This window comes from Wolbachia endosymbiont (group B) of Dolichovespula media, from assembly GCF_947179505.1.
Classification (GTDB): Bacteria; Pseudomonadota; Alphaproteobacteria; order Rickettsiales; family Anaplasmataceae; genus Wolbachia.
In genome coordinates this window covers 357,883-382,075 of the sequence record NZ_CAMXBR010000003.1, presented here as the reverse complement: position 1 = coordinate 382,075, position 24,193 = coordinate 357,883, and the positions used below count along the sequence as shown (strand labels likewise).

Sequence of the window (24,193 nt, the reverse complement as noted above, 5' to 3'; positions counted from 1 at the left end):
ATGTAGAAGCTATTGTAATTTTATATATTTTTGTGAAGAAAGCTTATCTTCTCTATATCACCTTTTAAATCTACTTCCATAGAAAATTTGAGATTCATATTGTGATTATCTTCATAGAAATTACAAATGTAACCATCAATAGTTAAGTTTCCTATCATATTATGACTTTCATCTAGTATTTCGCTTCCTATTTGATAATGGCCAGTGTATTCGTTAAAGGAACCATCTGTCAATTTGATATATCCGTTACCAAACTCCTGTTCTAAATTTAAAGGCTGATTAATAAAATCTATTCCATCCATAATAATACCTCAACTAAAAGTTAAATTATAATTAAAATAAGATGTTAAGTCAAGGTATTAAGTAACTTAATAAGATTAGTGAATTTTTAAATGGAACGCTGGCTATAATTAGCATTCTAATCACATACTTTGTTGATATATTTATGCCATAATGGTATGGATCTTCTATCTTAATTCTTGACTTTACCCTATAAAATCTATATTTTACTTACTATTATAGTTTAATTATATAAATCAAGATGGCGTTAAATCCGCTAGAACAATTTAAAGTATATACAATAATAGAACTACCAAAATTATTTGGGTATGACATAAACTTTACCAACTCATCTCTTTTTATGATGATCTCGGTGATATTAATGGTACTGTTTTTGCTCCTTGGAATAAGAAAAGGTGCAGTAATACCAGGATATTTGCAAGCTGCAGTTGAATATGTATATGATTTTGTTATTTCAATAATAGAAAGTAACACTGGAAGCAAAGGTTTGGAGCACATTCCTTTGATATTTACAGTATTTATTTTCATTTTATCGTGTAATTTAGTTGGTGTTCTTCCTTATAGTTTCACGGTCACAAGTCATGTGATAGTTACCTTCGCTTTATCAATGGTGGTTTTTACTTATATAACGATTGTTGGTTTTAAAGAAAGAGGAGTAGAATTTTTACGCATATTGCTACCAAAAGGAACTCCTTCGTGGCTTGCACCTATAATCATCATTATTAAATTATTTGCTTATTTAGTAAGACCGATTAGTTTATCAATAAGGCTTGCAGCAAATATGATTGCAGGTCATACAATCATCAAAGTGATAGCAGGATTCGTCATAAATATGAACATATTTCTTACTCCTGCACCTTTTTTGTTTATAATTGCACTAATAGGATTTGAAGTTTTTGTTGCAGTTTTACAAGCTTATATATTTACTATATTAACGTGCGTATATTTGTCAGATACAGTAAAGTGAGTGCTTGACTTACCTGTAGAACATTTTATAATATTATTAAGGAATAGTTAAAGGTAGTATATGGATTTAGTAGCTTTAAAATTTGTAGCGGTTGGTTTGATGGCGTTTGCTATGTTAGGTGCTGGTTTGGGTGTAGCTAATATTTTCTCTACTATGCTAAGTGGGATTGCGAGAAACCCTGAATCGGAAGGTCAAATGAAAACTTACGTTTATGTTGGTGCTGCTATGGTTGAGATTATGGGATTTCTTGCGTTTGTAATTGCGATGATATTAATATTGTAGTGTTTGACACATGCCGCAGCTTGATGTTTCCACTTTCTTTTCTCAAGTTTTTTGGTTTTTAATTTTTTTCTCTTCACTTTTTTTTGTAGTAAGTTGTTTGTTCTTACCAAGGTTAGATGAAATAATAAACACTAGGAGTAAGGGGATATTAGATTCTTTTAATAGTTCTGTTCACCTTTTAAGACTTACAGAAGAGCAAATTGCCAAGTATAATGCAGCTTTAAATCAAGCTAGAGTACGGGCAAAAAAAATCATAGATGATGCATTTGCTCAAGTAGAAGAAATGAGAGCGAATGTTAAGGATATATTGGAAGAGGAAGACAAGAAGATGATTAAACTTGTTGAAGAAAAGGTAGTACAATTTAAATCTAAGTATATTAGTGAATTAAAACAAATGGCTACTAGTATTGCTTTGATTTACTATACTAAGTTAACTAATTCTGAGATTGAAGAGGAATTTGTTGCTGATTTGGTATCCAAAGAATTTTAGGGTTTTTATGTCTACATTACTAGTTATAAGCCTTGCTTTTTTAGTAGGTTTTATCCTCTCGTATAAATTGCTAAGGAAGGTAATAAAAAACGCGCTTAACAATAAACGTAACAAAAGCAAGTTTTCAAGTGAAGAAACTGAAAAATTCAGAAAAGATATGTTGGAGTATTACAAAAAATCTTCTGAAAAATACAAAAAATTAGATGTAGAAGTTAACAAAATGATGAATGAAGCACTTGATAAGGCTAATAGTATTATTAAGCATAATAGACAGCAACTCGATCAAACGTTAGATGAAAATGCCCATTCTAATTTGAAGAAAGTTACTGACCAAATTGAAAAAGCTCTTGGGGATTTACAAGCTAACACAGCGAGTATAGCTGCTGATGCTGTAAAAAAAATAATGCATGAACGTAAAGATGATAAGCGTAGTAGTGAGGTTATATCTTCGTTTTCACGTGACTTGAGCAAAAAGTTGCATTAAGTTTAATGCCTGTACTTCAAACTGATAATGTAGAAAAAATTAAATTTGATTCTAGTTTATGCAAAGAACAAGAGAAACTTTTCTACTATAAGTTTAATATAATTCCTTGGCAAAATTTAAATGATACTACTTTTTTTATGGTTGAAGACATAAGCCAAGATATCAATCTTTGGGTCGAATCTCATTACGGTATTGAATATGTATTGATAAAAGTAGATAGCAAACAGATTTTAAATCTTCTTAACTCACACTTTGGTATTTCAGAATTTGCAAGTAACTACTTATATTATAAGAATCCTAATTTTTCAGCTAAAAGCATTAGGCTCAGTTCAATCTTTTTTTCCTCTTTCTTTGTTATGATTTCAACTTTAACACTGACAAAAAAATATGCATATTTTGCTTTGATGTTGATATTTATAATCGGATGTTCTAGTTCTTTATTCAAATTTGTAACTAAAATTTTTGGCTTGCGTAAAATTTCTAACCAAAAAGCAGATTATGATAAGATGAATGAACCTATATATACTATTTTATTGCCTGCTTTTAAAGAGAATGCGGTTATAAAGCAATTGATTAAGAGCATTGAAAGTTTGGATTATCCAAAATCAAAATTAGATGTAAAGCTTGTGATAGATAGCGATGACCAAGAAATGTTGGCAGCTATAGAAAAGTGCACTTTACCACAGTATTTTGAAGTAATAAAAGTGCCTCATTCTCTGCCTAGAACAAAAGCTAAGTCATGCAATTATGCTATGAGCTTTGCTAGAGGAAAGTATGTGGTAATATATGATGCAGATGACAAGCCAGATCCGTTGCAGTTAAAAAAAGCACTAATTGAATTTAATAAGGGCGACGAAAAGTTGGCTTGTGTACAGGCGAAATTAAATTACTATAACTTTGGTTGCAATTTTCTTACAAAATTCTTTTCTCTCGAGTATATGAACTGGTTTCAATATTTTTTGCCTGGATTTCAAAAAATGAACATGCCAATACCTTTGGGTGGTAGCAGTAACCATTTTTCAGTGGAAATTTTAAAGAAAGTGCTTTTTTGGGATGCTTACAATGTCACTGAAGACGCTGACCTTGGTTTGAGACTTGCGCAAATGGGATATAAAACCAGGATTATTGATTCAGAAACATTGGAAGAATCACCAACTACTGTGTTTGCTTGGATCAAACAAAGAGCACGCTGGATTAAAGGTTATATGCAAACTTATATCGTTCATTTAAAAAATATAAAATTACTTTTTAAGCACACTGGGCTTAAGGGAGTTTTGCTATTAAACCTTTTTGTTGGTTCCTCAGCTTTTATATTTTTCACGACTCCTTTTTTGTTACTTTCATTGGTGCTGACTCAAATTTTGAATGAATTATTCTTATATTATTTTATAATAGTATACGGTATTAACTTGATTTTTTTGATAATAGCTATCAGACAACAAAAAATGCCTTTTTATTTTTATATAGTATCAATATTTTTTCCCGTCTATAGTCTACTACATAGCGTTGCAGCTTTTCTAGCTTTGTGGGAATTTGTTATTCACCCTCAGCAATGGAATAAAACTCAGCATGGATTATGGAAGCAAAACCTGTAGCTATTTGGCTTTTTCTCTGCTCTCTCATGGTGATTTGCATGGTGGGAATTGGTGGATTTACCAGACTTTCAAAAGCAGGATTGTCAATCACGGAATGGAAACCAATTACCGGAACATTGCCACCGCTGAGTGAACAAGACTGGCTAAAAGAAAAATCAAAATATGAAGCTACACCTGAATATAAAGCATTTAATTATGGTATGAGTATGGAAGAGTTTCGCACCATATACTTAATAGAATATGTGCACAGGTTAATTGCAAGGCTGACAGGTTTAGTTTTTATTTTACCATTTATATACTTTACACTAAAAAAAAGAATACCTAAAAATGCAGTAATAAGGTTATCTACAGCACTATTATTTGGAATTTTACAAGCTTTTGCCGGTTGGTATATGGTTAAAAGCGGTTTGGTATCTAATCCTCATGTTAGTCACTATAAGCTCGCACTTCACTTACTGCTTGCATTGGTTATCTTTGCATTATTGTCATATCAATTTTTTGATTACCAAATCAAACCAAAACAGATAATTAAAATTAATAGCAACATTACATGTTACATATGGATAATTTTAATCCTAGTTACAATACAAATAATCTTCGGTGCATTTGTTGCAGGGCTAAATGCTGGTTTAATTTATAATACCTTTCCACTAATGGATGGACAAATTGTTCCAGAAGATTTATTTTACTTACAGCCTGCTTGGCTAAATATCTTTGAAAATAGAGTAACAGTGCAATTCATACACCGGGCATTGGCATTGCTGATATTAGTTCTGACAGCAATACTCACAATAAAAAATGCCAGTATAAAGCCATTATATGTTATGCTATTCTCTGTCATCATTCAGGTAATTCTAGGAGTAGTCACTTTGTTGCTGCATATACCAATGGCCATTGCTATAGCCCATCAAATGTTTTCATTTATCTTATTTGGATCAGGTTTATACTGCTTGCGTTATTTAAGAAATCAGATCTAATACCAAATCACCAGCATGTATATTTTTTCCTTCTTTAACAGGGATATTTTTTATCACCATTTCTGATTCAGCACATATTATATTTTCCATTTTCATTGCCTCTACAACAAATAGAGGTTGTCCTACCTCTACCTGATCTCCAGCATTGACGTGTAATTTAACCAATAAACCTGATATTGGAGATTTTACAGCATCTACTGAAATCCCTTCTGTTTTGTTGTTTAGCATTAATTTGCTTAGTTCAGCTACATGAGGTTTCAATACACAACATTTAGCTTTCATACCTGCGTGTCTTATAAAGTATTTGCTGCCTTGCCTTTCTATTTTAAGTGCTATATTGGTATCATCATTAATTGTTATATATAACAACCTGTAACTTGGTTTCCACTTACCTACCACGGAGTATTTATTGTGGTTATATACTGTTGTTAATGTGTTATCTTGATATTTTGCATTTACGGAGTACTCATTATCGTCTATTTTCACTATGAATGCTTCATCTATTGACTTACTGTAATACTTTCCCTCATTTTCTAAGTGAACATACAGTGCAATAAAAATAAATATTTTAATATATTCCTCTGTAATAAAATCACCTTGAAACCCGCTAGGGTAATGATCTGGAATGAATCTCGTGTGGAGCTTTGCTGCAATAAAATTTGGATTATGGAAGATGGATTCTAGAAATTCTATGTTGTTTATTACTTCCCCTATATAGCACTCAGACAAAGCTTTTTGCATTCTGCTGATCGCCTCTATTCTATCTTTTCCATAGGTTATAATTTTTGCAATCATTGAGTCGTAGAACATGCTGATTTCTGAACCGCTAGCTACTCCATCATCTATTCTTACATGACCATTTTCATCTGGTTTGTCGTAATATTTGATTCTTCCGCTGGAAGGAAAAAATCTCTTTGATGGATCTTCAGCGCAAATTCTGCTTTCTATTGCAGAGCCAATAAGTTTAATATCATTCTGACCAAATCTTAATTTTTCTCCGCAAGAAATTCTGATCATCTCTTCCACTATATCTATTCCAGTGACAAATTCTGTTACTGGATGCTCAACTTGTAATCTCGTATTTACCTCAAGAAAATAGAAGTTTTGGTTCTTATCTACAACAAACTCGACAGTACCTGCTGAAAAATAATCAACTTGCTTTGCCAAAGAAACACATTGAGCATACATTTTTTGTCTTACTTCTTCACTAATAAATGGGCTTGGTGTTTCTTCTATTATTTTCTGGTTATTCCTCTGTACCGAGCACTCTCTCTCCCCAAGACACACTATATTGCCGTATTTATCTGCAATAATTTGTATTTCGATGTGTCTTGGTAGTTCTATATATTTTTCTATGAAAATACTACCATCTTTAAAACTTTTCTCTGCTTCATTTGTTGCTGATGTAAATGCTAGTTCAATTTCTTTTTTGGAATATACAATTCGCATTCCTTTGCCACCACCACCTGATGCAGCTTTGAGCATAACGGGAAAACCAATCTCTTCAGCAACGATGGCTGCGTGGGCAGCATCTTCGATCTTACCCATATATCCTGGCACTACATTTACTCCAGCTTTTCTTGCCTCTTCTTTTGCTGTTATTTTATTGGCTGTAACTTCTATTGTTTCTGCACTTGGACCAATGAAATCTATGTTATGTTTTTCCAGAGCACGGGGAAAATCTGGATTTTCTGCTAAAAACCCATAGCCAGGATGAACCGCCTCGGCACCTGTTTCAACTGCTACTTCGCATATTTTTTCGATATTTAAGTAACTAAGATAAGCAGGCGAAGGGCCAATGTGCCTTGACTCATCTGCTTGCTTTACATGCACAGAATTTGCATCTGCATCTGAGTACACAGACACACAAGATATGCCCATCTTGTGCGCAGTTTTGATTATCCTGCAGGTAATCTCCCCTCTGTTCGCTACTAAAATCTTACTATACTTCTTTCTTATCATCTTATCAGTATACTTTCTTAAGTTAAGAAAGTAAATTTCTATATTACTACCTGCAAATACTTCACACTGGGGCTAAACCACTATCTAAAAGTTGCATAACATCAGGATCTGTCACTATAGTACTTTCGTTATAGAGGCCATATACTTCATTACATGCCTTAAATAACATATATGAAGATCTTCCAGAAGCTATTGTTGCTATTGAAGCCAATGCAAGAGATTGAGAAGCCGAAAATAGAAGATACAAAGATACACACCATAGTGATAGCACACACTATAGCTCCTACTATATATAAGCATATATGAAACTTCTTATTACATATAAAGCCACATTTTATATCTGCAATTTGCTTAACTTCCTTCCGCTCTGCAGGGTCCAAGAAATAAAGGGGTGATACTGCCTTCTTCCCGTCATCCTTAATATAGCTTTTATCGAGGAGTGCTTCCTTAATATATTTCTTATTATTCTTAAGTTCCTTTTCTAATCTTTTTACTTCTTCCCAATCTTTAGCTTTCTTGACTTTGTTCTCAGTATCTTCTTCTAAATACTTTATGATCTCCTGTAACGCAGATAATAGAAACCCTTTACTTGCTGCTATATGAAATGGGTTTCCATTTTCATCAATTCTATGCTTAGCTACACAAGCAACTCTTTTCTTGCAAGCTTCAATAAATTTATTTTCATCCTCTTTTGTGACAACTCCTCTTGCAATTTTAAATAAATTATCCATATATACACCTCACTGCATTCACTAATATTAAATTATACAATGCAGTTTGTTAAAAATAAATGTAAATTGATCTTTCAAATTTACTATAGTTCCACGTTGTTGCAAGTGCAAATTTTAGTTATCATCGGTTACGTTATCACAATAGACAAATATGCCAGGTATAGTCACTAGATTCGCTCCATCACCAACAGGATTTTTACATATTGGAGGAGCTCGCACAGCTTTATTTAATTGGCTCTATGCGCAGCGTCATGGTGGCCAGTTTTTACTAAGGATTGAGGATACCGACAGAAAACGTTCAACACAGGAAGCAATTGATGCAATAATAGATGGGTTAAAATGGCTTGGAATAAACTATGATGGGGAAATAATATATCAATCAAAAAAAATAGAGCAGCACATTGAGGTTGCAAATCTTTTAGTTGAAAAGGGTAGGGCGTATCATTGTTACTGCCCCGAGAATGAAGTTGCGGAGAAGAAAATAAGAGCAAGAGAAGAAGGAAAAATATATAAGCATAAGTGTACTCATTCGACATCAAATGCAGAGCCTGTTGTTCGCTTTAAAGTGCCAGACTCAGAAAATATTGTTGTTGACGATAAAATATACGGCCAAGTTACAATAAGTAGCGATCAGCTTGATGACATAGTAATCTTGCGCTCTGACAATACTCCAACATATATTTTTGCTGTAGTGGTTGATGACCATGATGCCGGAATAACCGATATTATACGTGGCTCTGATCATCTCACTAATACCTTCAAACAATTACTAATATATCAGGCTCTTGATTTTGATGTTCCACGCTTTGCACATGTACCGCTAATTCATGGAGAAGACGGGAATAAGCTATCTAAAAGGCATGGGGCTACAAGTGTTTGCGATTATGAAAAGATGGGAATATTGCCACAGGCAATGCGTAATTACTTGCTAAGACTTGGCTGGAGTCATGGCAACGATGAGATTATTAGCGATGAGCAAGCAATAGAGTGGTTTAATTTAGAAAGCATCGGTCGTTCACCTGCACGGCTCGATTTCAAAAAACTGGAGCATTTGAATAACCACTATATTAGTAATATGAGCAATGAAGATATTCTGACTCTAATGCTTAGAGAAAATACTCTAACTGACAAAAAAAAGGGCTATTTACTGCAGGGACTGACAGAGCTGAAAAAAAGAGCAAACTATCTGACCGAATTATTGGATTTAGCAAAATTTTATATTCAAGTTGATTTTAGTGAAGAAGCTGAGAGAATTGTCAAGTCTAACCTCAATATAATTAAGTTACTTGCAGCATTTTTCTCGAGTATAGGAGATGAAGATTGGAATAAGAATTTTTTATCTTCTCAGATTAAGGAATTTTCAAAATTACATAATATAAAAATGAGCGATATATACCACTCATTACGCGCCCCAATAACTGGAATAATGGATGCGCCTGGAATCATCGATATCATGGTAATTCTTGGTAAAGATGAGTGTATAAAAAGATTGCGAGCAGTTTAAATAAAAAATTACTTGACAGACTCTGGTGGCTTTATTATAGTGGAGAATGAAGGTTTTTTAGGATCCAAAATCTACCTTCACCTGCAGGTTTTTTCACCAAATAATCAAATTTCAGCAAAAAATATATAAGTTTATTTTTGCTAGCTCTTTATTCATATAGGAGGGTTTATGTCTAGAATTCCTGATACTTGACTTTTATTTTTAAGTTAAAAAAACAATTGGCGCCTATGGTTTTCACATTAAATCATTTTAAATTGTTAAAGTTAATACGGGCTTTTTTTGCCTTTTTTTATTGGTATTTTTTTCATATTTTATTATATCATTATACTGTGGTACCATATAGACTTCAGTTTCATGATAAGGGGAGCAGGCAGAGTAGCTCCGTCTCAGCTATGGAATTAAAAAATGACTATGCATAAGATCTAATGGTGTGTCTAATCTATAGATAATTTTTTGTATTGCTAAGTTAATATTTTGCATATCTGTTCAGCAAAGTGGCAAAAAAGACAAGTAAATGAGTATCATGAAAGTAGCTTACACATAGCTGTAGGAATATTCATTTTTTAAGGTAAATTACACAGCAAATATTGTCATTCAAGTAGCTGACACTGTAATTCCAGCTTCTATAATGTCATGCCAGTGCTCGACACTGGCATCGAGCAAAATTTATCACAAACAAGACAACATTTTCAATTAAAAAATCAGTGTCTGGGTGCTAAGATGACACCTTCATAAGGGAGCCAGCATCAGCTACTTTCATGACACTCATTTAGTTGTCTTTCTCGTTTACCTTATTTTGCCACTTTGCTGAACAGATATTAAAATAGCAAGCCTCAAGGTCAGAAGCCTGCTATTACTTACTGGTTACTTTACATCAATTTTCTTGATGTGTTTCTCTGACTTAGGTATGGTTACATGCAATACCCCATCTAAAAAGTTGGCAGATACCTTATCTTGCTCTACATTTGTTGGAAGTTGAATAGATCTATAGAAAGAACCATAGTACCTTTCTTTATGGTAAAACTGCTTATCTTTTGATTCATTATCACATGTTTTTTCACCCTTCACTATTAAGCTATCGCCAGATATACTAATATCTATGCTTTCTTTAGGAATACCTGGTAATTCTAATGATAGGCAATAGCTTTCCTTTGTTTCATAAAAATCACAAACTGGTAGTAGACTACTGCCTCTTTTGGAAAGCTCTGGGTTCCATCCTGTAAAAAAGCTATCAAATATGTCATCAACGGCTCTTTGTAACCCTCTTACACTAAAATTATCACGATTATTGTTTTTATTTAAATGAACTATATTACTCATGTTGTACCTCCTTTTACTAATACATGAACTACATAATCATTCCACTTATTAATTTCAATCCTAAATCTAAAATTTTTTAGATGCGAAAAATTTTCCCCGTTTACTATAACTTGATTATGAGAAAAAATCTTATTTGGATTACCACGAGTAGTTCTATAAACTAGATTAACTGTAAAAAAGGGCAAGTGTATGCAAATTTATTACTTCTCTTTCCACTTCCACAATCAAACAATTTTGAATGTTTCTTATTTGACTTGTCAACAATGAGAATTGGTATAACTGCTAGCTCCGTCTTTCAGCTATGGCATTAAACAATGACATGCATAAGATCTAATAATATGTATAATTTATAAATAATTTTTGAGGTAAATTGTGAAATTGGGCGTTAATATTGATCACGTTGCAACCCTTCGCAACGCACGTGGAGCTTCTTATCCAGATCCATTAAAAGCAGCAAAAATAGCTATTGATGCTGGAGCAGATTTTATCACCGTACACTTACGAGAAGACAGAAGGCATATCAGAGATGAGGATGTATTCAATCTAAAACAAAACATTAGCACTGAGTTAAATCTTGAAATCGCAGCTACGGAAGAAATGCTCAACATAGCAAAAGAAGTAAAACCCTATTCGATTTGTATAGTACCAGAAAAAAGAGAAGAATTAACAACCGAAGGTGGCCTGGATATCGTGAATATGCACAGTAAACTTTCTGGTATAATAGAGGAAATGAACAGCTTTGACATAAAAGTCTCACTGTTTATTGATCCAAATATTAATCAACTAAAATATCTTGAGAAGCTAGAAAGAAAGCCTGACATAATAGAAATTCACACAGGGGATTACTGTGATAATCCATCAGAAGAAAAATTGAAACTTATTACTAACTCTGCAGAATACATTAATAAGCTAGGAATAGAATGCCAGGTAGGGCATGGCATAAATTATAAACATGCTAAAAGAATAAAAGAGATACCTCACATCTCAGCTCTTAATATAGGCCATTCTTTAATCAGCGAGGCTGTATTTCATGGCTTACACAGTGTAACTAAAAAGATGAAAATGACTATATCTAAATAGCTGATGCTTTCTCTTTGTTATTTAAAGTACTTGAAAGAGCTTGACTTGCTTTAAACTTTACCCTTTTCTTTTCAGGAACGGTCATAATCTCACCATTTTGAGGATTACGGCATTGTCTTTCCTTACTTATAGCAGTAGAGAATGTCCCTATTCCATGTAAACGTATTTCACCTTTACGATTTAGATCGTTCTTGATTGTTTCCATAAAAATATCATGAAGCTTACCCAAACTAGCTTTTGTTATATCTATACCTTGACTAGAGCACTCTTTACTCAGTTGGTTTACTATATCTTCTTTACTCATAAATTACCTTAATATTGAAAAATTACATAAACAGCATATTATGCTAATGCCAATAGTCAACTAAATTCGTCATAAAAAGAGAAAATGTCATAAACCCTTGTAAGAACTTGTATAATATTTACAAAAAAATACCATTATGAAACAATTATCTCTTAGAAAACTGACATTTTTTCCGAGCTTTATGTTGACCATATTTCTTACGCTCAACAACACGTGAATCTCTAGTTAGGAATCCACCTTTACGTAATATAGAGTGTAGATCTTGACTTATACTACTTAAAGCTCTGCTTATTCCATGAGCTAAGGCACCTGCTTGGCCAGATAGTCCTCCACCTTTTACAGTTGCAAACACATCATACCTATCTAACATAGAAGTTACTATGAATGGCGCTTTAATCATTTGACACACTGATTCTCTTTTAAAATAAGAAATTAAATCATCTTTTTTATTAACACTAAATTTTCCACTTCCTGGCTTCATCCATACTCTTGCTACAGATTCTTTCCTTCGACCTGTGGCATATGAACGACCAAGTGAGTCAATCATTGCCTTTTTTGGCTGATCATTATTGTTTATTTTCACTTTTTACTCCATTATTTCTTATTTTTACGATTTAAAGAGGCAAAATCTATTTTTTCAGGTTGCTGTCCTTGATGCTTATGTTCTGAACCAGAATAAACATACAAATTTTCAAACCTTCTACGTGCCATAGGACCATCATCAAGCATTCTTTTTACTGCCATTTTTATCACACGCTCAGGGAATTTGCCATTTAAAATATTATCTGGAGTAGTTTTCTTTAAACCACCAGAATAACCTGTATGCCTATAGTAGATTTTATCTTTAAGTTTCTTTCCGGTAAAATGTACCTTTTCTGCATTAACAATGATTACATTATCACCACAGTCCATATGAGGTGTATATTCAGGTTTATGTTTTCCACGCAATAACATTGCTACAAATGCTGCAAGCCTTCCTACTACTAATCCTTCTGCATCTATAACAAGCCATTTTTTATTAATTTGTTTCTCTTTTAAGAAAAAAGTTTTCATATATCAATACATAACAGTAGGTTATGATATACTAAGTTGCTTGATAGTGTCAACAACATTAGTTATTGATTATTAAAGTAATTTATGCTAATAACTTAAACAACATGCTAGAAAGCAAAATGTTTCGATTGATTATTATATTTGTAATTGCTTTTTGTACCATAGGTTGCTATGCAATTGATTTGGAGGAAGCTATAAGCAAAGCTATCAAAAACAGCTCAAAAATAAAGTCTCGATTTTACCAATATAAGAGTGCTGAAAAACAACTAAAATCTTCTGGATTGGCTGGGTTTTTACCTGACATCAATTTACAATATAATTTCGATAGTAATTTTAATATTATTAACGGTCTACAAAACTCTGGAAAACGTCTAACATTAAGTCAAAGAATAATAGATGGTGGTGGCACTTTTGCTACATTCAGCCGATCAAATCATCTTCTCAAAGCAGCAAAAATTAGATTTCAGCAATCTAAGCAAGAAGTTGCACTCAGGGCTGTGAAAGCATATGTTAACGTTTTACAAAAGGCAGAAATATTAAAATTGGGGGAACATAAAGAACGTGTTTCTTTAGAACACTTGTCAGCTATGAAAAAACGCTTTTCTCTTGGAGAAGTTACTAATGCTGAAGTTTTGTTTGCAAAAGCAAAATTTTCATCTTCTATATCCAAAAGAGTTGATGCTGAAGGTGAATTAAAGCTCGCTAATATTGCTTACTATCATTTAATTGGTGAAGATGCTGATAATCTTCACGAGACTAATGGTAAACTACCTTCTATACCAGAATTAAATGAATGTTTACAGTTAGCAAAAACCAACAACTTGTCCCTAAAAGCAGCTATTTATAAAAAAAGAGCTGCTGGAATGGAAGTGATTGCTGAAAGTTCCAAGTGGCTTCCTTCTTTGAATCTAAGCGCAAGTAAAAATTTTGGAAAGGACAATATAAAATTAGACACGTTACTAGAAAATGTGAATGTTGTCTTTACTCTTGATATTCCGATCTTTAAAAGAGGAGTTAATGTTTTTGGTGTTAGTAGAGCTAAAATGGATGCAAAACAATCCACTTACGATTATTACGAAGCAGTAAAAAATATAGAACAAGCAGTTATAAATGCTTGGAATAACGTGCTGACAGCAAAAGCTATTATTAAAGCAAGTCAAGAAGCAGAAAAAGCGGCAGCTTTAGCATTAGGAGGAGTTGAGCAAGAAGTAAACTTGCATTTAAAGAGTACAACTGATCTTTTGGATACTGAAGATGAATTATTTAAAGCACGTTCCGATCTAATTCAGGCAAAAAGCAATTATGTAATTAGTGTTTACAATTTGCTTTTTATGATAAATAGTATAAACCTTTAAATTTAATGGTATGAGCGATAATCAATCTGTAAAAGATATACTAGAAGATATAAAAAAAGCTATATCGGGTAAAAATCCAAGCGGCGATAGAGCAGAAATAATAGATGAAGATGATGACGTATTATGCCTTGAAGAGGAGTACCCAGAAGACATCGAAGAAAAAGAAAATAGTGAAGAAGAGAATAATTGCCAAAGTGAGAAAATGAATAACCAATTTAATAGTTACAACTCAGAAGAGAAAAATTTGTATAATAATATCCAAATGAGTAGTAACAAAGTGAGCTATCAAGAACAAAGTAACGAGCATTTAGTTTTAAAAGAAAATATGGAGGAAATTAAAACATTGCTTGAAAAGATGCAAAGCGAACTACGGCATAAACAACAAAAAAGAGCTGATCTTACTGTTGAAGAATTAGTTGTATCTCTTTTAAAACCTCAGCTTTCAGAGTGGCTGAATAAGTATCTACATGCATTGGTAAAAGAAGTAGTTGAAAAAGAGCTCAAAGATATAATCAATAATAAGTAGGTTATTAGTATAAAGACCAGAGTAAAAACAGCTAGAGGTAGAAAATTATCTTCAACAAGATGGCTACATCGCCATTTGAATGATCAGTATGTGCAAAAAACCAATAAGGACGGTTATAGATCGCGCTCGGCATATAAGTTAATAGAAATAGACGATAAATTTAAACTACTCCAACAAGGGCAAAAAATTATTGATCTTGGCGCTTTTCCTGGTGGATGGTCACAAGTTGCATCTAAGAAAGGAGCGAGTGTGATTGCTGTTGACATAAAACCAATAAACGCAATTAGTGGAGTAGAGTGTATACAGTGTGATATTATCAGCGAACTTGAAATTTTAAGAGAAAAATTCAAGGATCACAAATTTGATGTAATTTTATCTGATATGGCACCAGAATCTTGCGGTTTAAAATCGTTAGATCATATCAGAATTATGCTTTTATGCGAAGCAGCGCTCAATTTTGCAAAGCATTTTTTGAATCATGATGGCAAATTTGTAGTAAAAATTTTTCAAGGAGAGTCTGATAAAGATTTCTGCAATGAGCTAAAAAAAATGTTCAAAACAGTAAGATACTTCAAACCAAAATCAAGTAGATCTGAATCTACAGAAATGTATTTAGTAAGTTTAGGCTTTATTGGTGGCAACTATTCTGTATAGCAGGTACTTACAGAAATGTTGACGAATCTTATCCTATTAAACTGAAGATTAATAACGCTCGCACAAAAGCCCCTTTTTCTTGTTTAAATATTTATGATAGTTAATTAAATTCTTGACTTTATTGCTTAGATATATAATAATTAAAGTATATTATTATTATTTTTATAGGAGAGTTTGATGTGTATTTAGAATTGTTGAAACAGATATTAAGTATAGTAAATCGTGAAAATGATTTGAATGGTAATAACATAGTTGAAAAAATAGGAAAGCAACTACAAGAAAGAGAACTATCTACTTATAAAGAATGGGAGAAGAAAAATTGTGATATAAATTATAAATTTAGTAATAATAATTATTATGGCAAAGAAGAATTAACATTATTACGTGTAGCATTTCTAGATAATCAAGAAAATGTAGTAAAAGCTCTATTAGCAGTAAAAGGTATAGATGTTAATTTGCAAGATGTATATGGAAAAGCTCCTTTACATTTGGCTATTGAAAAAGGTAACAAAAAAATAGTAGAAGCTCTATTAGATAAGGGGGCTAGTTTGAATTTGCGAGATAAAAGTGAAAGCACCCCTTTATCTCGTGCTGCTGAGAAAGGCAAAATGGAGATAGTAGAGGCTATATTAGCTAATGGGCCTAACGATATTAATTTGCCAGATACATGTGGATACACTCCTTTGTGTATTGCTGCTTATAAGAGTCATCACAAGATAGTAAGAGCTCTATTAAAAGCAGGTGCTGATCCTTTAGTAAAAGGTCGTTGTAACAAAGATCTAGCAGAAATGGTTACTGAAGACGCGATTATGAGAGGAATAGTCTGTGGTGTTGGTATATTTATTATTACATCTATTGTAGCTGCTATAGTAGTTACTTCTGCATATTTTATTGGTGTGTCATTATCAGTAGGTGCTATGGCTGGGATAGCTGTGGCTGCTGCTGTACTCACAGGACTTGTTGCTGGTGGTATTACGTATGAAGTGTATAAGCCTTGTGATGAGTTAAAGGAGGCTATTGCTGAAAAAAAACGTCAAGTCTTAGTCAGCCAGCTAAATGTAGTTAATGTACAATCAGAAGTTTCTTCAGAGTTAGGCGCAACAGTGTAGTTAAGTAGAAGGAAGAAGTCCCTTCTTCCTTTTCAAGTAGCTGACACTGGTTTCTTACCAAGAAAAACTTAGCATAACTTTTGTGCTCAAAAAAACTTCTGGATTCCAGCATCAAGTGCTGGAATGACATGGTGAAATATTATTAAAGTAGCCTCTGTCCCAGTGTCCATTTGGTGTCATTCAAGTCAGCTCTCTTCTTGTCATCCCAGTACTGGGATTCAGAAAACTGACCAGGTTGGTCACGCGCTGGCTCTCTAAAATTACTTTAGTTGTAAATATTAAGAAATTTACTAAATAAAAAAAGACAAAAGAATCCTCGTATAGCGAGTTTTAATAATGTAAATTGATAATGTGCTAACAAGCGCGATTTGGCTGAATGTAGAAAAATAAAAAAAGCCGCTATAATTTTATGTAATTTGCCAATAAATATCTGAGTTTTTTACTGAATTTTGTCGTTGAGACCGCGTGTATCAAAAACAAGGATAAATACTCTTGTTGATATGATAAGAAAAGTGGGAAAGTTTGTCAAGTAATAACACTAGAGAGCTCAAATGGAAGAAGGTAAACTCTAAAGTGTACGTTCAGTAGCACTTTCTATAAGAGAGATTGTATTATCTATCCCATAAAGCTTGATAAAAGATCCCATTCTAGGACCGGTTTTTTGTCCAAGTAATGTTTCATACAAAAACTGAAACCAATCGCGTAAGTTATTGTAATTGTGTTTTTTTCCGATGGAGAAAACCTGAGATTGAATCTCTTCAGCAGTGGCTGTAATAGGCAGGGAATGTAGGTTGTTCTTTAAATCTAGTAACGCTTCTTTCTCTTTTTCGTTTGAAGCTTTATACGCTTTTGTTGGCTTGATAAAGTCGTGATAATACCTAACTGCAAAATCCGAAAGCCTATCTAGCATTTTGTTGCTTTCTGGTGTAACGTTTGGTGCATAAGTTGATATAAAACCCCAAAGAATCTCTTTATTTTCAGCATTACAAGCTGCTGCCAGGTTTAAAAGTAACGAAAAATTTATGCCTGAAGTTTCTACGTTTGGAACTTTACCCTGGTGGATGTGCCATACAGGGCTATTTACATCCTTTTCTTCACTCTCATTGTAACGCTTAGCAAACTCTAAATATTCATCAGTTGATTTTGGTATCACATCAAAATATAAACGTTTAGCTTTTTTAGGACTCTGAAAGATGTATAACGCTAAACTCTCTGTGGGTGAATAAGTTAGCCACTCCTCAATTGAAATACCATTTCCTTTTGATTTTGATATCTTCTTTCCTTCTTTATCAAGAAATAACTCATAGCAAAACAAAAGCGGTGGCTTTTCTCCAAGTATTTTACATATTTGACTTGAAAGCACAGCAGATGGAGTCAAATCCTTTCCATGAGCTTCGTAATTAACTCCGAATGCAGCCCACCTCATCCCCCAATCAGGTTTCCATTGCAGTTTACATTTTCCTTTTGTCACTGGAACTTCTATTTTTTCCCCGTTTCGGTCTTCATACGTGATTGTTCCTTTATCTGTATTTGTTTCAACTACTGGAACTTGTAAAACTTGGGAAGTTTTTGGGCATATCGGCAAGAATGGACTGTAAGTCTGCTGCCTTTCTTCCCGAAATGATGGAAGCATTACGTCCATCACTTTATCATAATTTTTCAGCAGGAGTAAAAGTTTTTCATCGTAAACGCCAGATTTATAACACTCTGTTGCACTCCTAAATTCGTATTCAAATCCAAACAAATCAAGAAATTTACACAACAACGAATTCATGTGATGACCATAACTCTCATGAGTGCCAAATGGGTCAGGTATCATGGTTAATGGCTTGTTCAGATTCTCTCTTAGCATTTCCTGATTTGGTACATTATCTGGTATTTTTCGCAAACCATCCATATCGTCGGAAACTGCAATGATTTTGGTTTTTATACTAGGAGCTATTTTTTTTAGAGCGTTTGCAATAACTGTGGTACGAAAAACTTCCCCAAAAGTACCAATATGTGGTAAACCCGAGGGACCATAACCAGTCTCAAATATTATCTCTTTTTTATTAGGGAATTCTTGTAGTATTTTTTCTGCTTCTTGAAATGGCCAGCTTATAATCATTGAATTTAAATTAATTATCTTACCTAAAGTGCTATTCATTTCAATAGATTTTTAATTAATGATGTAGTATTAGTGTTAGAGCTCTTATTAGAAGGTTAAAGATATGTCTACTGGCAGCGTACAAACGAATCAATTATTTAAAGGTCTTACAAGACCTGCAATGCTCTTTGGTGTGAGTTATATGTTTGCAATATTAAACGTTCTAATTTGCATGCTAATTTTCATTAATACAAATGATCTTAGAGTAATTCTCCTGATGTTACCAGGTATACATGGACTTGGCTATATAGCTTCTGCAAAGGAACCGTTGTTTATTGAGTTATTTATGGTAAAGTTGGGAAAATGCTCCAAATGTTTAAATCGATTTTATCATGGAGCCAATTCTTATGACATTACTTGATGTTATGCAATGTTGAGATTTAGAGCTATTCAATCAAAGAATAAGTCTATTCTAAGTAGAGAGGTTCACGCTGCCGAATTTATACCTTATTCTTGCTATTGGAATAGTACAACCTTGATAACAAAGCAGAATTGGTTAGTTAAATTTATAAAATTAAATGGCTTTGCGTTTGAAACGGCCGATGATGAAGACTTGGTGATACAAAATAATATCAGAAATCAGATGCTAAGAAGCATTTCATCTCCAGCATTTAGTTTGTACTTTCATACCATCAGACGTAAGAAAAATATTTTTTCTGATGAATTTGCAAATCAGAGTTTACCAAATTTTTTTGCTAACCATGTAAATCTAAAATGGAGAGAAAAACACGCAACTAGGCAATCTTTTATTAATGATTTATACATTACGATTATTCGTAGGGCAGATACAAAGGGAGTAGAATTTTTATCACATCTACTGAAAAAATTTGGGCATGTAACTTCAAAACATGCTTGGGAAAGTGATATGCGTGATACCTATGAAGATTTAGAGGAAACGACAAATCGTATAGTAACAAGCCTTAGGAATTATTCGCCTAAAGTCCTTGGAGTAAAAGAAACTCCAAACGGACTGTTTTGTGAAATAATGGAGTTTCTGTTTAGAATTGTAAATTGTGGCTTTGTTACAAATACGCTTTTTCCACTAAAAACTGAAATATCAAGATACTTACCAGTTCATAGGTTATTTTTTGGCCATAAGATGATACAGGTTGTGACTCATAATGAAAGTAAATATGCTGGAATAGTTAGTATCAAAGAATATGGAAATAATACTTCTGCAGGAATGCTTGATTCTTTTTTACAACTTCCTTATGAATTTATTATCACGCAGTCTTTTCAATTTACAAATAGGCAAATGGCAATTGCGAAAATGCAGATACAGCAAAATCGTATGATACAATCTGCAGATAAAGCTATTTCTCAAATAGCAGAAATTTCTCATGCGCTTGATGATGCAATGAGTGGTAAAATTGCTTTTGGTGAACACCATTTAACTATCTTATGTATAGAAAAAAGTCCTAAATCATTGGACAATGCTTTATCATTGGTTGAATCGGAGCTTTCTAATTGTGGTGTTTATCCTGTTCGTGAGAGGGTTAATCTAGAACCAGCATTTTGGGCGCAAATTCCTGGTAATTTTGATTATATAGTAAGAAAAGGTACAATAAGTAGTCTTAATTTGGCCGGTTTTGCATCTCAACATAATTATCCTACTGGTAAAAAATTCAATAACCACTGGGGAGATGCTGTTACAGTTTTTGATACAACATCTGGCACTCCATTTTTCTTCAACTTTCATATAAGGGATGTTGGACATACTATGATAATTGGGCCAACAGGTGCTGGCAAAACTGTTTTAATGAATTTTTTATGTGCTCAAGCAATGAAATTTTCTCCAAGAATATTCTTTTTTGATAAAGATCGCGGTGCAGAAATTTTTTTAAGAGCACTTGGTGGTATCTATACTATAATAGAACCAAGAACTAAGACAAATTTTAATCCTCTGCAACTTGACGATACTCCTGATAATAAAACATTTTTGATGGAATGGATAAAATCTTTAATTTTAGTGTACAACGATAAATTCACTTCAGAAGATATTGCTAGAATTAATGATGCAATTGAGGGAAATTTTAAATTAAAAAAAGAAGACAGATTTTTGAGAAATCTTGTACCATTTTTAGGACTTGCGGGCCCTGATACTCTAGCTGGAGCAATATCTATGTGGCATGATGATGGCTCTCATGCTGCAATATTTGACAATAAAGAAGATTTGCTAGATTTTTCAAAAGCAAGAGTGTTTGGCTTTGAAATGGCTAGCTTGCTAAAAGATCCTGTTGCTCTTGGGCCGGTCTTGATTTATTTGTTTCATAGGATTAGTATATCGCTTGATGGCACTCCATCTATTATTGTTCTTGATGAAGCATGGGCGTTAATAGATAATCCAGTTTTTGCACCTAAGATAAAAGACTGGTTGAAAGTGCTGAGAAAGTTAAATGCTTTTGTGATTTTTGCTACTCAGAGTGTTGAAGATGCAAGTAAAAGTGCTATTAGTGATACGCTTGTACAGCAGACAGCAACACAAATTTTTTTGCCAAATCTGAAAGCTACTAGTGTCTATCGAGATGTTTTTATGTTAACTGAACGTGAGTATATACTGATCAAACACACAGATCCAAGTACTAGATTCTTTTTAGTAAAGCAGGGAGTTAATGCTGTAGTAGCTAGAATAGATCTGAAAGATTTGGATGATGTGGTCAACGTGTTATCTGGACGTGCAGAAAGTGTCCTATTGTTACATGATATATTGAAAGAACTCGGAGATGATCCAAAGATGTGGTTGCCTGTGTTTTATCAAAAGGTGAAAAATGTTTAAAACTAAACTGTCATTACTGTTAGTTGCGATATTTTTATTAAATATAGATTTTTTACTCTCATATCCAGTATTTGCAGATGTAGTAAGTGGTACTGAAAAGACAGAATTTGTTAGCAGGTTTAATTCTAATGGTAGTTTTAGCCGTGCCTCTGATCCTGACTGTAAGGCGTTTGAAACAGCTGCAGCAGTTGCTGGGATAGCAATTGCTATTGGTGCAATATTTACTGGTATTGTTTTGATTGTCTCTTCTGCTGGTTTATTTACTGCTCTTGTTATCGTTGGAATGATAGCTGCAATTGTTGGAGTCTGGAAGGCAGTTGGGGGACTTATTGTTTGTCAGCATAGTTTTGTTAGGCATCCAGTTGCATACGATAATGATGGGAGATATAAAAATTTTAAACTAAAAGATACAGGTTATAGTGGTGATACAGATAAAAATTATCGAACAGAAGATGAATATTTTTCTGCATTACAGAAAAGATCAGGAAAAGATGGAAAACAAACAGAGAAAGATATTTTAAACTTTACTGATTGGGATGTTGTGAATGTTGATAGGGAACACTACTACTGGCCAAAAAATGGGGTGCAATATAGTGAATACATAGAAGTATGTCATCGCAATCCTTTAACATTTGGCAACCTTTTCAAGACGAATGACTTTAATTTCAGAGGGGAAGATGGATACATAGACTTTGATATCAGAGAGAAAGATACTGGATATGAAAGTGGGTCATGGTCTCCGAAGGTTGATGGCGATCTAGAATGTAAAGTGCTTAAATCTGGACAGAGCGAAGACATATATGGATCAACGTTCAGGGCACTGAGAAAAATGGGTAGGTTATGTGTGGAATTGGCTGAAGTTAGGGCAGCTGGAACTGCTTGGCCGCAAGGAATTGATATAGGATGCACGGAATTACCGCCTGATCGGATTGCTCCTATGTGTGAACAATCTGTGATATTATTCAAAAATAAAGATGGTACAGGTGGTGAAGAAAGGAGTTTTATCAACAGGGATGACGATTATAAAACTCTTATCAGGAAAAAAGAAAAAGAAGGAAAAATTTTTGTAGGTTATGACAATAAAAGCTGTTTTAGCTCGTATGTCTCTGAAGCTTGCTACAATCAAGCGGGAAGTAAGTCATTATCTCCTATTCCTATAACTTCTATGATAGTGCAATGCATTAAGGAATCGTTAGATAATTTAGTTGCAGGTATTGACTCAAATGGTGATAAGCTAAAATATGAAGATGGAGAAAAAAAAGGACAGGAGAAGGGTAGTTTTTTATCTGTAGCACAAGGAAGGTTGAAAAATACTGTAACTGCTGTTCTAGTTTTAGCTTTAATACTGTTCTCTATAAAAGTTATGTCTGGTGGAGTGCGTAGTCCGCAAGAAATGTACATGTTGATCATTAAATTCGCTTTAGTGATTTACTTTACGACAGGTAGCACTATGTCTCATTATTACGGGGAATTAACAAAGCTTTCAAATGGTTTGTCAGAGATAGTGCTTAAAGCGTCATCTGAAAGTAAAAATATATGTAATTATGAGTCAGGTACAGATTATGAATACGATCGCGCAGGAAAGAGGGTATCTTACAGTTATCTTGCACCTTGGGATAGGCTTGATTGCAGAATTTTATTTTATTTAGGTGCCCCTTTAGATGGAATTGGTGGCAAAATTGGTACTGGAGGTGTTGCAACGTTAGCGGTTTTGCTTGGCGCTGCTCCTGTCTTGTTAGTTGCAGGTTCGGTGATTGGTATTATTTTCGCTGGTGGACAGATCTTAGTAGCTCTTGTCTGTATATTTATGGCCATTTTGATGATGATGGTTATTTTGTGGATGTGCTATGTATTTATCTTATCTTTAGTTGCGCTTAGTGTAATTATCATCTTATCGCCTTTATTCATTCCTATGGTTTTGTTTCAACATACTAAGGGATATTTTGATGGTTGGCTAAAAGAGTTAATTACCTACAGTTTATACCCAGTTATCCTTTTTGCATTTCTATCTTTTATGTTCATAGCATGTGATAAAATCTATTTTAAAAATTTAAATTTTAAACTGGACGAGTCATATAAAAATGAACAACCAGACAAGTCATATGAAAAGAAACAAGCAGAAATCTCATATAGTAAGAAAAAACAGTGGTTTAAATTGAAAGATGGGGAATGTGATAAAAATGAAACTACTCTCGCATGTATGATGCAAAATTATAGCTTTAAAAAGAGCAGCATACTTGGTCTATTCGACTTTACATACATGGAGTTTGGCAGCTCTCTAATCGGAGAATTATTAAAATTGTGTTTAGTATTATTCCTCTTTTACCACTTTTTAAACGTTCTTCCCGGCATGGCTGCTGAGCTTGCTGGTAATCACAGAGCAGCACTTGGTTCAGGTAGCACTCCTGCACAAATGGTGAATAAAGCTTTATCTGCTGCCAAAGCTGCTGCTGGAGGTGCTGGTCAAGTTGCTGCTGCGGCTGTAAATAAGGCAAGAGGGGCTATTGGAGGAGGTGGAGATGATAATAAGGGATCGGGATCTTCCTCTAGTGAATCTATAAAACCAGGTGGAGAGTGA

23 protein-coding genes are annotated in these 24,193 nt (G+C 33.6%); 15 read left to right on the top strand and 8 right to left on the bottom strand.

Features of this window, described 5'->3' with window-relative positions:
* Positions 1-20: 20 nt before the first annotated feature.
* Positions 21-302, bottom strand: a complete 282-nt coding sequence (locus OM967_RS04385) for a hypothetical protein (protein ID WP_250120050.1) — start codon at positions 300-302, stop codon at positions 21-23.
* A gap of 239 nt (positions 303-541) precedes the next feature.
* Between OM967_RS04385 and OM967_RS04380 the strand changes: the two genes are divergently transcribed.
* Genes OM967_RS04380 through OM967_RS04355 form a run of 6 tightly spaced genes read left to right on the top strand, consistent with a single transcriptional unit; the run spans position 542 to position 5,095 of the window.
* Complete coding sequence (locus tag OM967_RS04380; protein ID WP_211908586.1) at positions 542-1,267, top strand: F0F1 ATP synthase subunit A; 726 nt, start codon at positions 542-544, stop codon at positions 1,265-1,267.
* A 60-nt stretch (positions 1,268-1,327) separates the two neighbouring features.
* Entirely contained in the window at positions 1,328-1,549 is a 222-nt protein-coding gene (locus OM967_RS04375; protein WP_143689781.1) for a F0F1 ATP synthase subunit C, read from the top strand.
* 10 nt (positions 1,550-1,559) lie between these two features.
* Positions 1,560-2,039, top strand: coding sequence for a F0F1 ATP synthase subunit B family protein (locus OM967_RS04370; protein WP_250120051.1), 480 nt, complete (start codon positions 1,560-1,562; stop codon positions 2,037-2,039).
* A 7-nt stretch (positions 2,040-2,046) separates the two neighbouring features.
* On the top strand, positions 2,047-2,523 hold the full coding sequence (locus OM967_RS04365) for a F0F1 ATP synthase subunit B family protein (RefSeq protein WP_264337683.1): 477 nt from the start codon (positions 2,047-2,049) through the stop codon (positions 2,521-2,523).
* 5 nt (positions 2,524-2,528) lie between these two features.
* Entirely contained in the window at positions 2,529-4,118 is a 1,590-nt protein-coding gene (locus tag OM967_RS04360) for a glycosyltransferase family 2 protein (protein WP_264337682.1), read from the top strand.
* Positions 4,100-5,095, top strand: coding sequence for a COX15/CtaA family protein (locus tag OM967_RS04355; RefSeq protein WP_264337681.1), 996 nt, complete (start codon positions 4,100-4,102; stop codon positions 5,093-5,095). Before OM967_RS04360 ends, OM967_RS04355 begins: the two co-directional genes overlap by 19 nt.
* On the opposite strand, the gene OM967_RS04350 is transcribed toward OM967_RS04355, so the two are convergent.
* Positions 5,078-7,057, bottom strand: coding sequence for an ATP-binding protein (locus OM967_RS04350; RefSeq protein ID WP_250120054.1), 1,980 nt, complete (start codon positions 7,055-7,057; stop codon positions 5,078-5,080). The two genes, OM967_RS04355 and OM967_RS04350, sit on opposite strands and share 18 nt — an antisense overlap.
* Before the next feature lie 158 nt (positions 7,058-7,215).
* Positions 7,216-7,788 carry an ankyrin repeat domain-containing protein gene (locus tag OM967_RS04345; protein ID WP_264337680.1) on the bottom strand — a complete coding sequence of 191 codons (573 nt, stop codon included), beginning with the start codon at positions 7,786-7,788 and terminating at the stop codon, positions 7,216-7,218.
* Between the two features lie 151 nt (positions 7,789-7,939).
* Between OM967_RS04345 and gltX the strand changes: the two genes are divergently transcribed.
* A complete protein-coding gene (gene gltX / locus OM967_RS04340; protein ID WP_250120055.1) occupies positions 7,940-9,292 on the top strand; it encodes a glutamate--tRNA ligase in 1,353 nt (450 codons plus the stop codon).
* 864 nt (positions 9,293-10,156) lie between these two features.
* Here the strand turns inward: gltX and OM967_RS04335 are convergent.
* The gene (locus OM967_RS04335; protein WP_211908576.1) at positions 10,157-10,612 is read right to left on the bottom strand and encodes an Hsp20/alpha crystallin family protein; all 456 of its coding nucleotides are present in this window, start codon (positions 10,610-10,612) and stop codon (positions 10,157-10,159) included.
* Positions 10,613-10,984: 372 nt separating this feature from the next.
* On the opposite strand from OM967_RS04335, the gene OM967_RS04330 reads away from it, so the two are divergent.
* Positions 10,985-11,692: a pyridoxine 5'-phosphate synthase gene (locus OM967_RS04330; RefSeq protein ID WP_211908572.1), complete on the top strand. Its 708-nt coding sequence runs from the start codon at positions 10,985-10,987 to the stop codon at positions 11,690-11,692.
* On the opposite strand, the gene OM967_RS04325 is transcribed toward OM967_RS04330, so the two are convergent.
* The 3 genes from OM967_RS04325 to rplM form a co-directional block, all read right to left on the bottom strand.
* Positions 11,685-11,996: an HU family DNA-binding protein gene (locus OM967_RS04325; RefSeq protein ID WP_250120057.1), complete on the bottom strand. Its 312-nt coding sequence runs from the start codon at positions 11,994-11,996 to the stop codon at positions 11,685-11,687. The two genes, OM967_RS04330 and OM967_RS04325, sit on opposite strands and share 8 nt — an antisense overlap.
* A 145-nt stretch (positions 11,997-12,141) precedes the next feature.
* Entirely contained in the window at positions 12,142-12,543 is a 402-nt protein-coding gene (gene rpsI, locus OM967_RS04320; RefSeq protein ID WP_172793449.1) for a 30S ribosomal protein S9, read from the bottom strand.
* Between the two features lie 47 nt (positions 12,544-12,590).
* The gene (gene rplM, locus OM967_RS04315; protein ID WP_211908568.1) at positions 12,591-13,049 is read right to left on the bottom strand and encodes a 50S ribosomal protein L13; all 459 of its coding nucleotides are present in this window, start codon (positions 13,047-13,049) and stop codon (positions 12,591-12,593) included.
* A gap of 104 nt (positions 13,050-13,153) precedes the next feature.
* Between rplM and OM967_RS04310 the strand changes: the two genes are divergently transcribed.
* The 4 genes from OM967_RS04310 (at position 13,154) to OM967_RS04295 (ending at position 16,693) form a co-directional block, all read left to right on the top strand.
* Positions 13,154-14,404, top strand: coding sequence for a TolC family protein (locus tag OM967_RS04310; protein ID WP_264337679.1), 1,251 nt, complete (start codon positions 13,154-13,156; stop codon positions 14,402-14,404).
* 10 nt (positions 14,405-14,414) lie between these two features.
* Complete coding sequence (locus OM967_RS04305) at positions 14,415-14,930, top strand: PopZ family protein (RefSeq protein WP_211908566.1); 516 nt, start codon at positions 14,415-14,417, stop codon at positions 14,928-14,930.
* Between the two features lie 75 nt (positions 14,931-15,005).
* On the top strand, positions 15,006-15,584 hold the full coding sequence (locus tag OM967_RS04300; RefSeq protein ID WP_007302033.1) for an RlmE family RNA methyltransferase: 579 nt from the start codon (positions 15,006-15,008) through the stop codon (positions 15,582-15,584).
* Between the two features lie 179 nt (positions 15,585-15,763).
* Positions 15,764-16,693 carry an ankyrin repeat domain-containing protein gene (locus tag OM967_RS04295; RefSeq protein ID WP_264337678.1) on the top strand — a complete coding sequence of 310 codons (930 nt, stop codon included), beginning with the start codon at positions 15,764-15,766 and terminating at the stop codon, positions 16,691-16,693.
* A 568-nt stretch (positions 16,694-17,261) separates the two neighbouring features.
* Here OM967_RS04295 and OM967_RS04290 read toward each other — a convergent pair.
* On the bottom strand, positions 17,262-18,839 hold the full coding sequence (locus OM967_RS04290; RefSeq protein ID WP_264337677.1) for a lysine--tRNA ligase: 1,578 nt from the start codon (positions 18,837-18,839) through the stop codon (positions 17,262-17,264).
* Between the two features lie 64 nt (positions 18,840-18,903).
* Here OM967_RS04290 and OM967_RS04285 point away from each other — a divergent pair, with 64 nt between their 5' ends.
* The 3 genes from OM967_RS04285 to OM967_RS04275 are packed head-to-tail and all read left to right on the top strand — an operon-like array spanning position 18,904 to position 24,193.
* Entirely contained in the window at positions 18,904-19,200 is a 297-nt protein-coding gene (locus tag OM967_RS04285) for a type IV secretion system protein VirB3 (protein WP_211908558.1), read from the top strand.
* A 9-nt stretch (positions 19,201-19,209) separates the two neighbouring features.
* Positions 19,210-21,615 (top strand): VirB4 family type IV secretion/conjugal transfer ATPase, encoded by a 2,406-nt coding sequence (locus OM967_RS04280; protein ID WP_264337676.1) that lies wholly within the window; start codon positions 19,210-19,212, stop codon positions 21,613-21,615.
* Complete coding sequence (locus tag OM967_RS04275; protein WP_211908554.1) at positions 21,608-24,193, top strand: TrbL/VirB6 family protein; 2,586 nt, start codon at positions 21,608-21,610, stop codon at positions 24,191-24,193. The genes OM967_RS04280 and OM967_RS04275 overlap by 8 nt, the downstream gene beginning before the upstream one ends.

Coding starts and splice junctions, on each gene's coding strand:
- OM967_RS04385 (WP_250120050.1), bottom strand. CDS start 302: ATGGATGGAATAGATTTTATTAATCAGCCTTTAAATTTAGAACAGGAG.
- OM967_RS04380 (WP_211908586.1), top strand. CDS start 542: ATGGCGTTAAATCCGCTAGAACAATTTAAAGTATATACAATAATAGAA.
- OM967_RS04375 (WP_143689781.1), top strand. CDS start 1,328: ATGGATTTAGTAGCTTTAAAATTTGTAGCGGTTGGTTTGATGGCGTTT.
- OM967_RS04370 (WP_250120051.1), top strand. CDS start 1,560: ATGCCGCAGCTTGATGTTTCCACTTTCTTTTCTCAAGTTTTTTGGTTT.
- OM967_RS04365 (WP_264337683.1), top strand. CDS start 2,047: ATGTCTACATTACTAGTTATAAGCCTTGCTTTTTTAGTAGGTTTTATC.
- OM967_RS04360 (WP_264337682.1), top strand. CDS start 2,529: ATGCCTGTACTTCAAACTGATAATGTAGAAAAAATTAAATTTGATTCT.
- OM967_RS04355 (WP_264337681.1), top strand. CDS start 4,100: ATGGAAGCAAAACCTGTAGCTATTTGGCTTTTTCTCTGCTCTCTCATG.
- OM967_RS04350 (WP_250120054.1), bottom strand. CDS start 7,057: ATGATAAGAAAGAAGTATAGTAAGATTTTAGTAGCGAACAGAGGGGAG.
- OM967_RS04345 (WP_264337680.1), bottom strand. CDS start 7,788: ATGGATAATTTATTTAAAATTGCAAGAGGAGTTGTCACAAAAGAGGAT.
- gltX (WP_250120055.1), top strand. CDS start 7,940: ATGCCAGGTATAGTCACTAGATTCGCTCCATCACCAACAGGATTTTTA.
- OM967_RS04335 (WP_211908576.1), bottom strand. CDS start 10,612: ATGAGTAATATAGTTCATTTAAATAAAAACAATAATCGTGATAATTTT.
- OM967_RS04325 (WP_250120057.1), bottom strand. CDS start 11,996: ATGAGTAAAGAAGATATAGTAAACCAACTGAGTAAAGAGTGCTCTAGT.
- rpsI (WP_172793449.1), bottom strand. CDS start 12,543: ATGATTGACTCACTTGGTCGTTCATATGCCACAGGTCGAAGGAAAGAA.
- rplM (WP_211908568.1), bottom strand. CDS start 13,049: ATGAAAACTTTTTTCTTAAAAGAGAAACAAATTAATAAAAAATGGCTT.
- OM967_RS04310 (WP_264337679.1), top strand. CDS start 13,154: ATGCTAGAAAGCAAAATGTTTCGATTGATTATTATATTTGTAATTGCT.
- OM967_RS04305 (WP_211908566.1), top strand. CDS start 14,415: ATGAGCGATAATCAATCTGTAAAAGATATACTAGAAGATATAAAAAAA.
- OM967_RS04290 (WP_264337677.1), bottom strand. CDS start 18,839: ATGAATAGCACTTTAGGTAAGATAATTAATTTAAATTCAATGATTATA.
- OM967_RS04285 (WP_211908558.1), top strand. CDS start 18,904: ATGTCTACTGGCAGCGTACAAACGAATCAATTATTTAAAGGTCTTACA.
- OM967_RS04280 (WP_264337676.1), top strand. CDS start 19,210: ATGTTGAGATTTAGAGCTATTCAATCAAAGAATAAGTCTATTCTAAGT.
- OM967_RS04275 (WP_211908554.1), top strand. CDS start 21,608: ATGTTTAAAACTAAACTGTCATTACTGTTAGTTGCGATATTTTTATTA.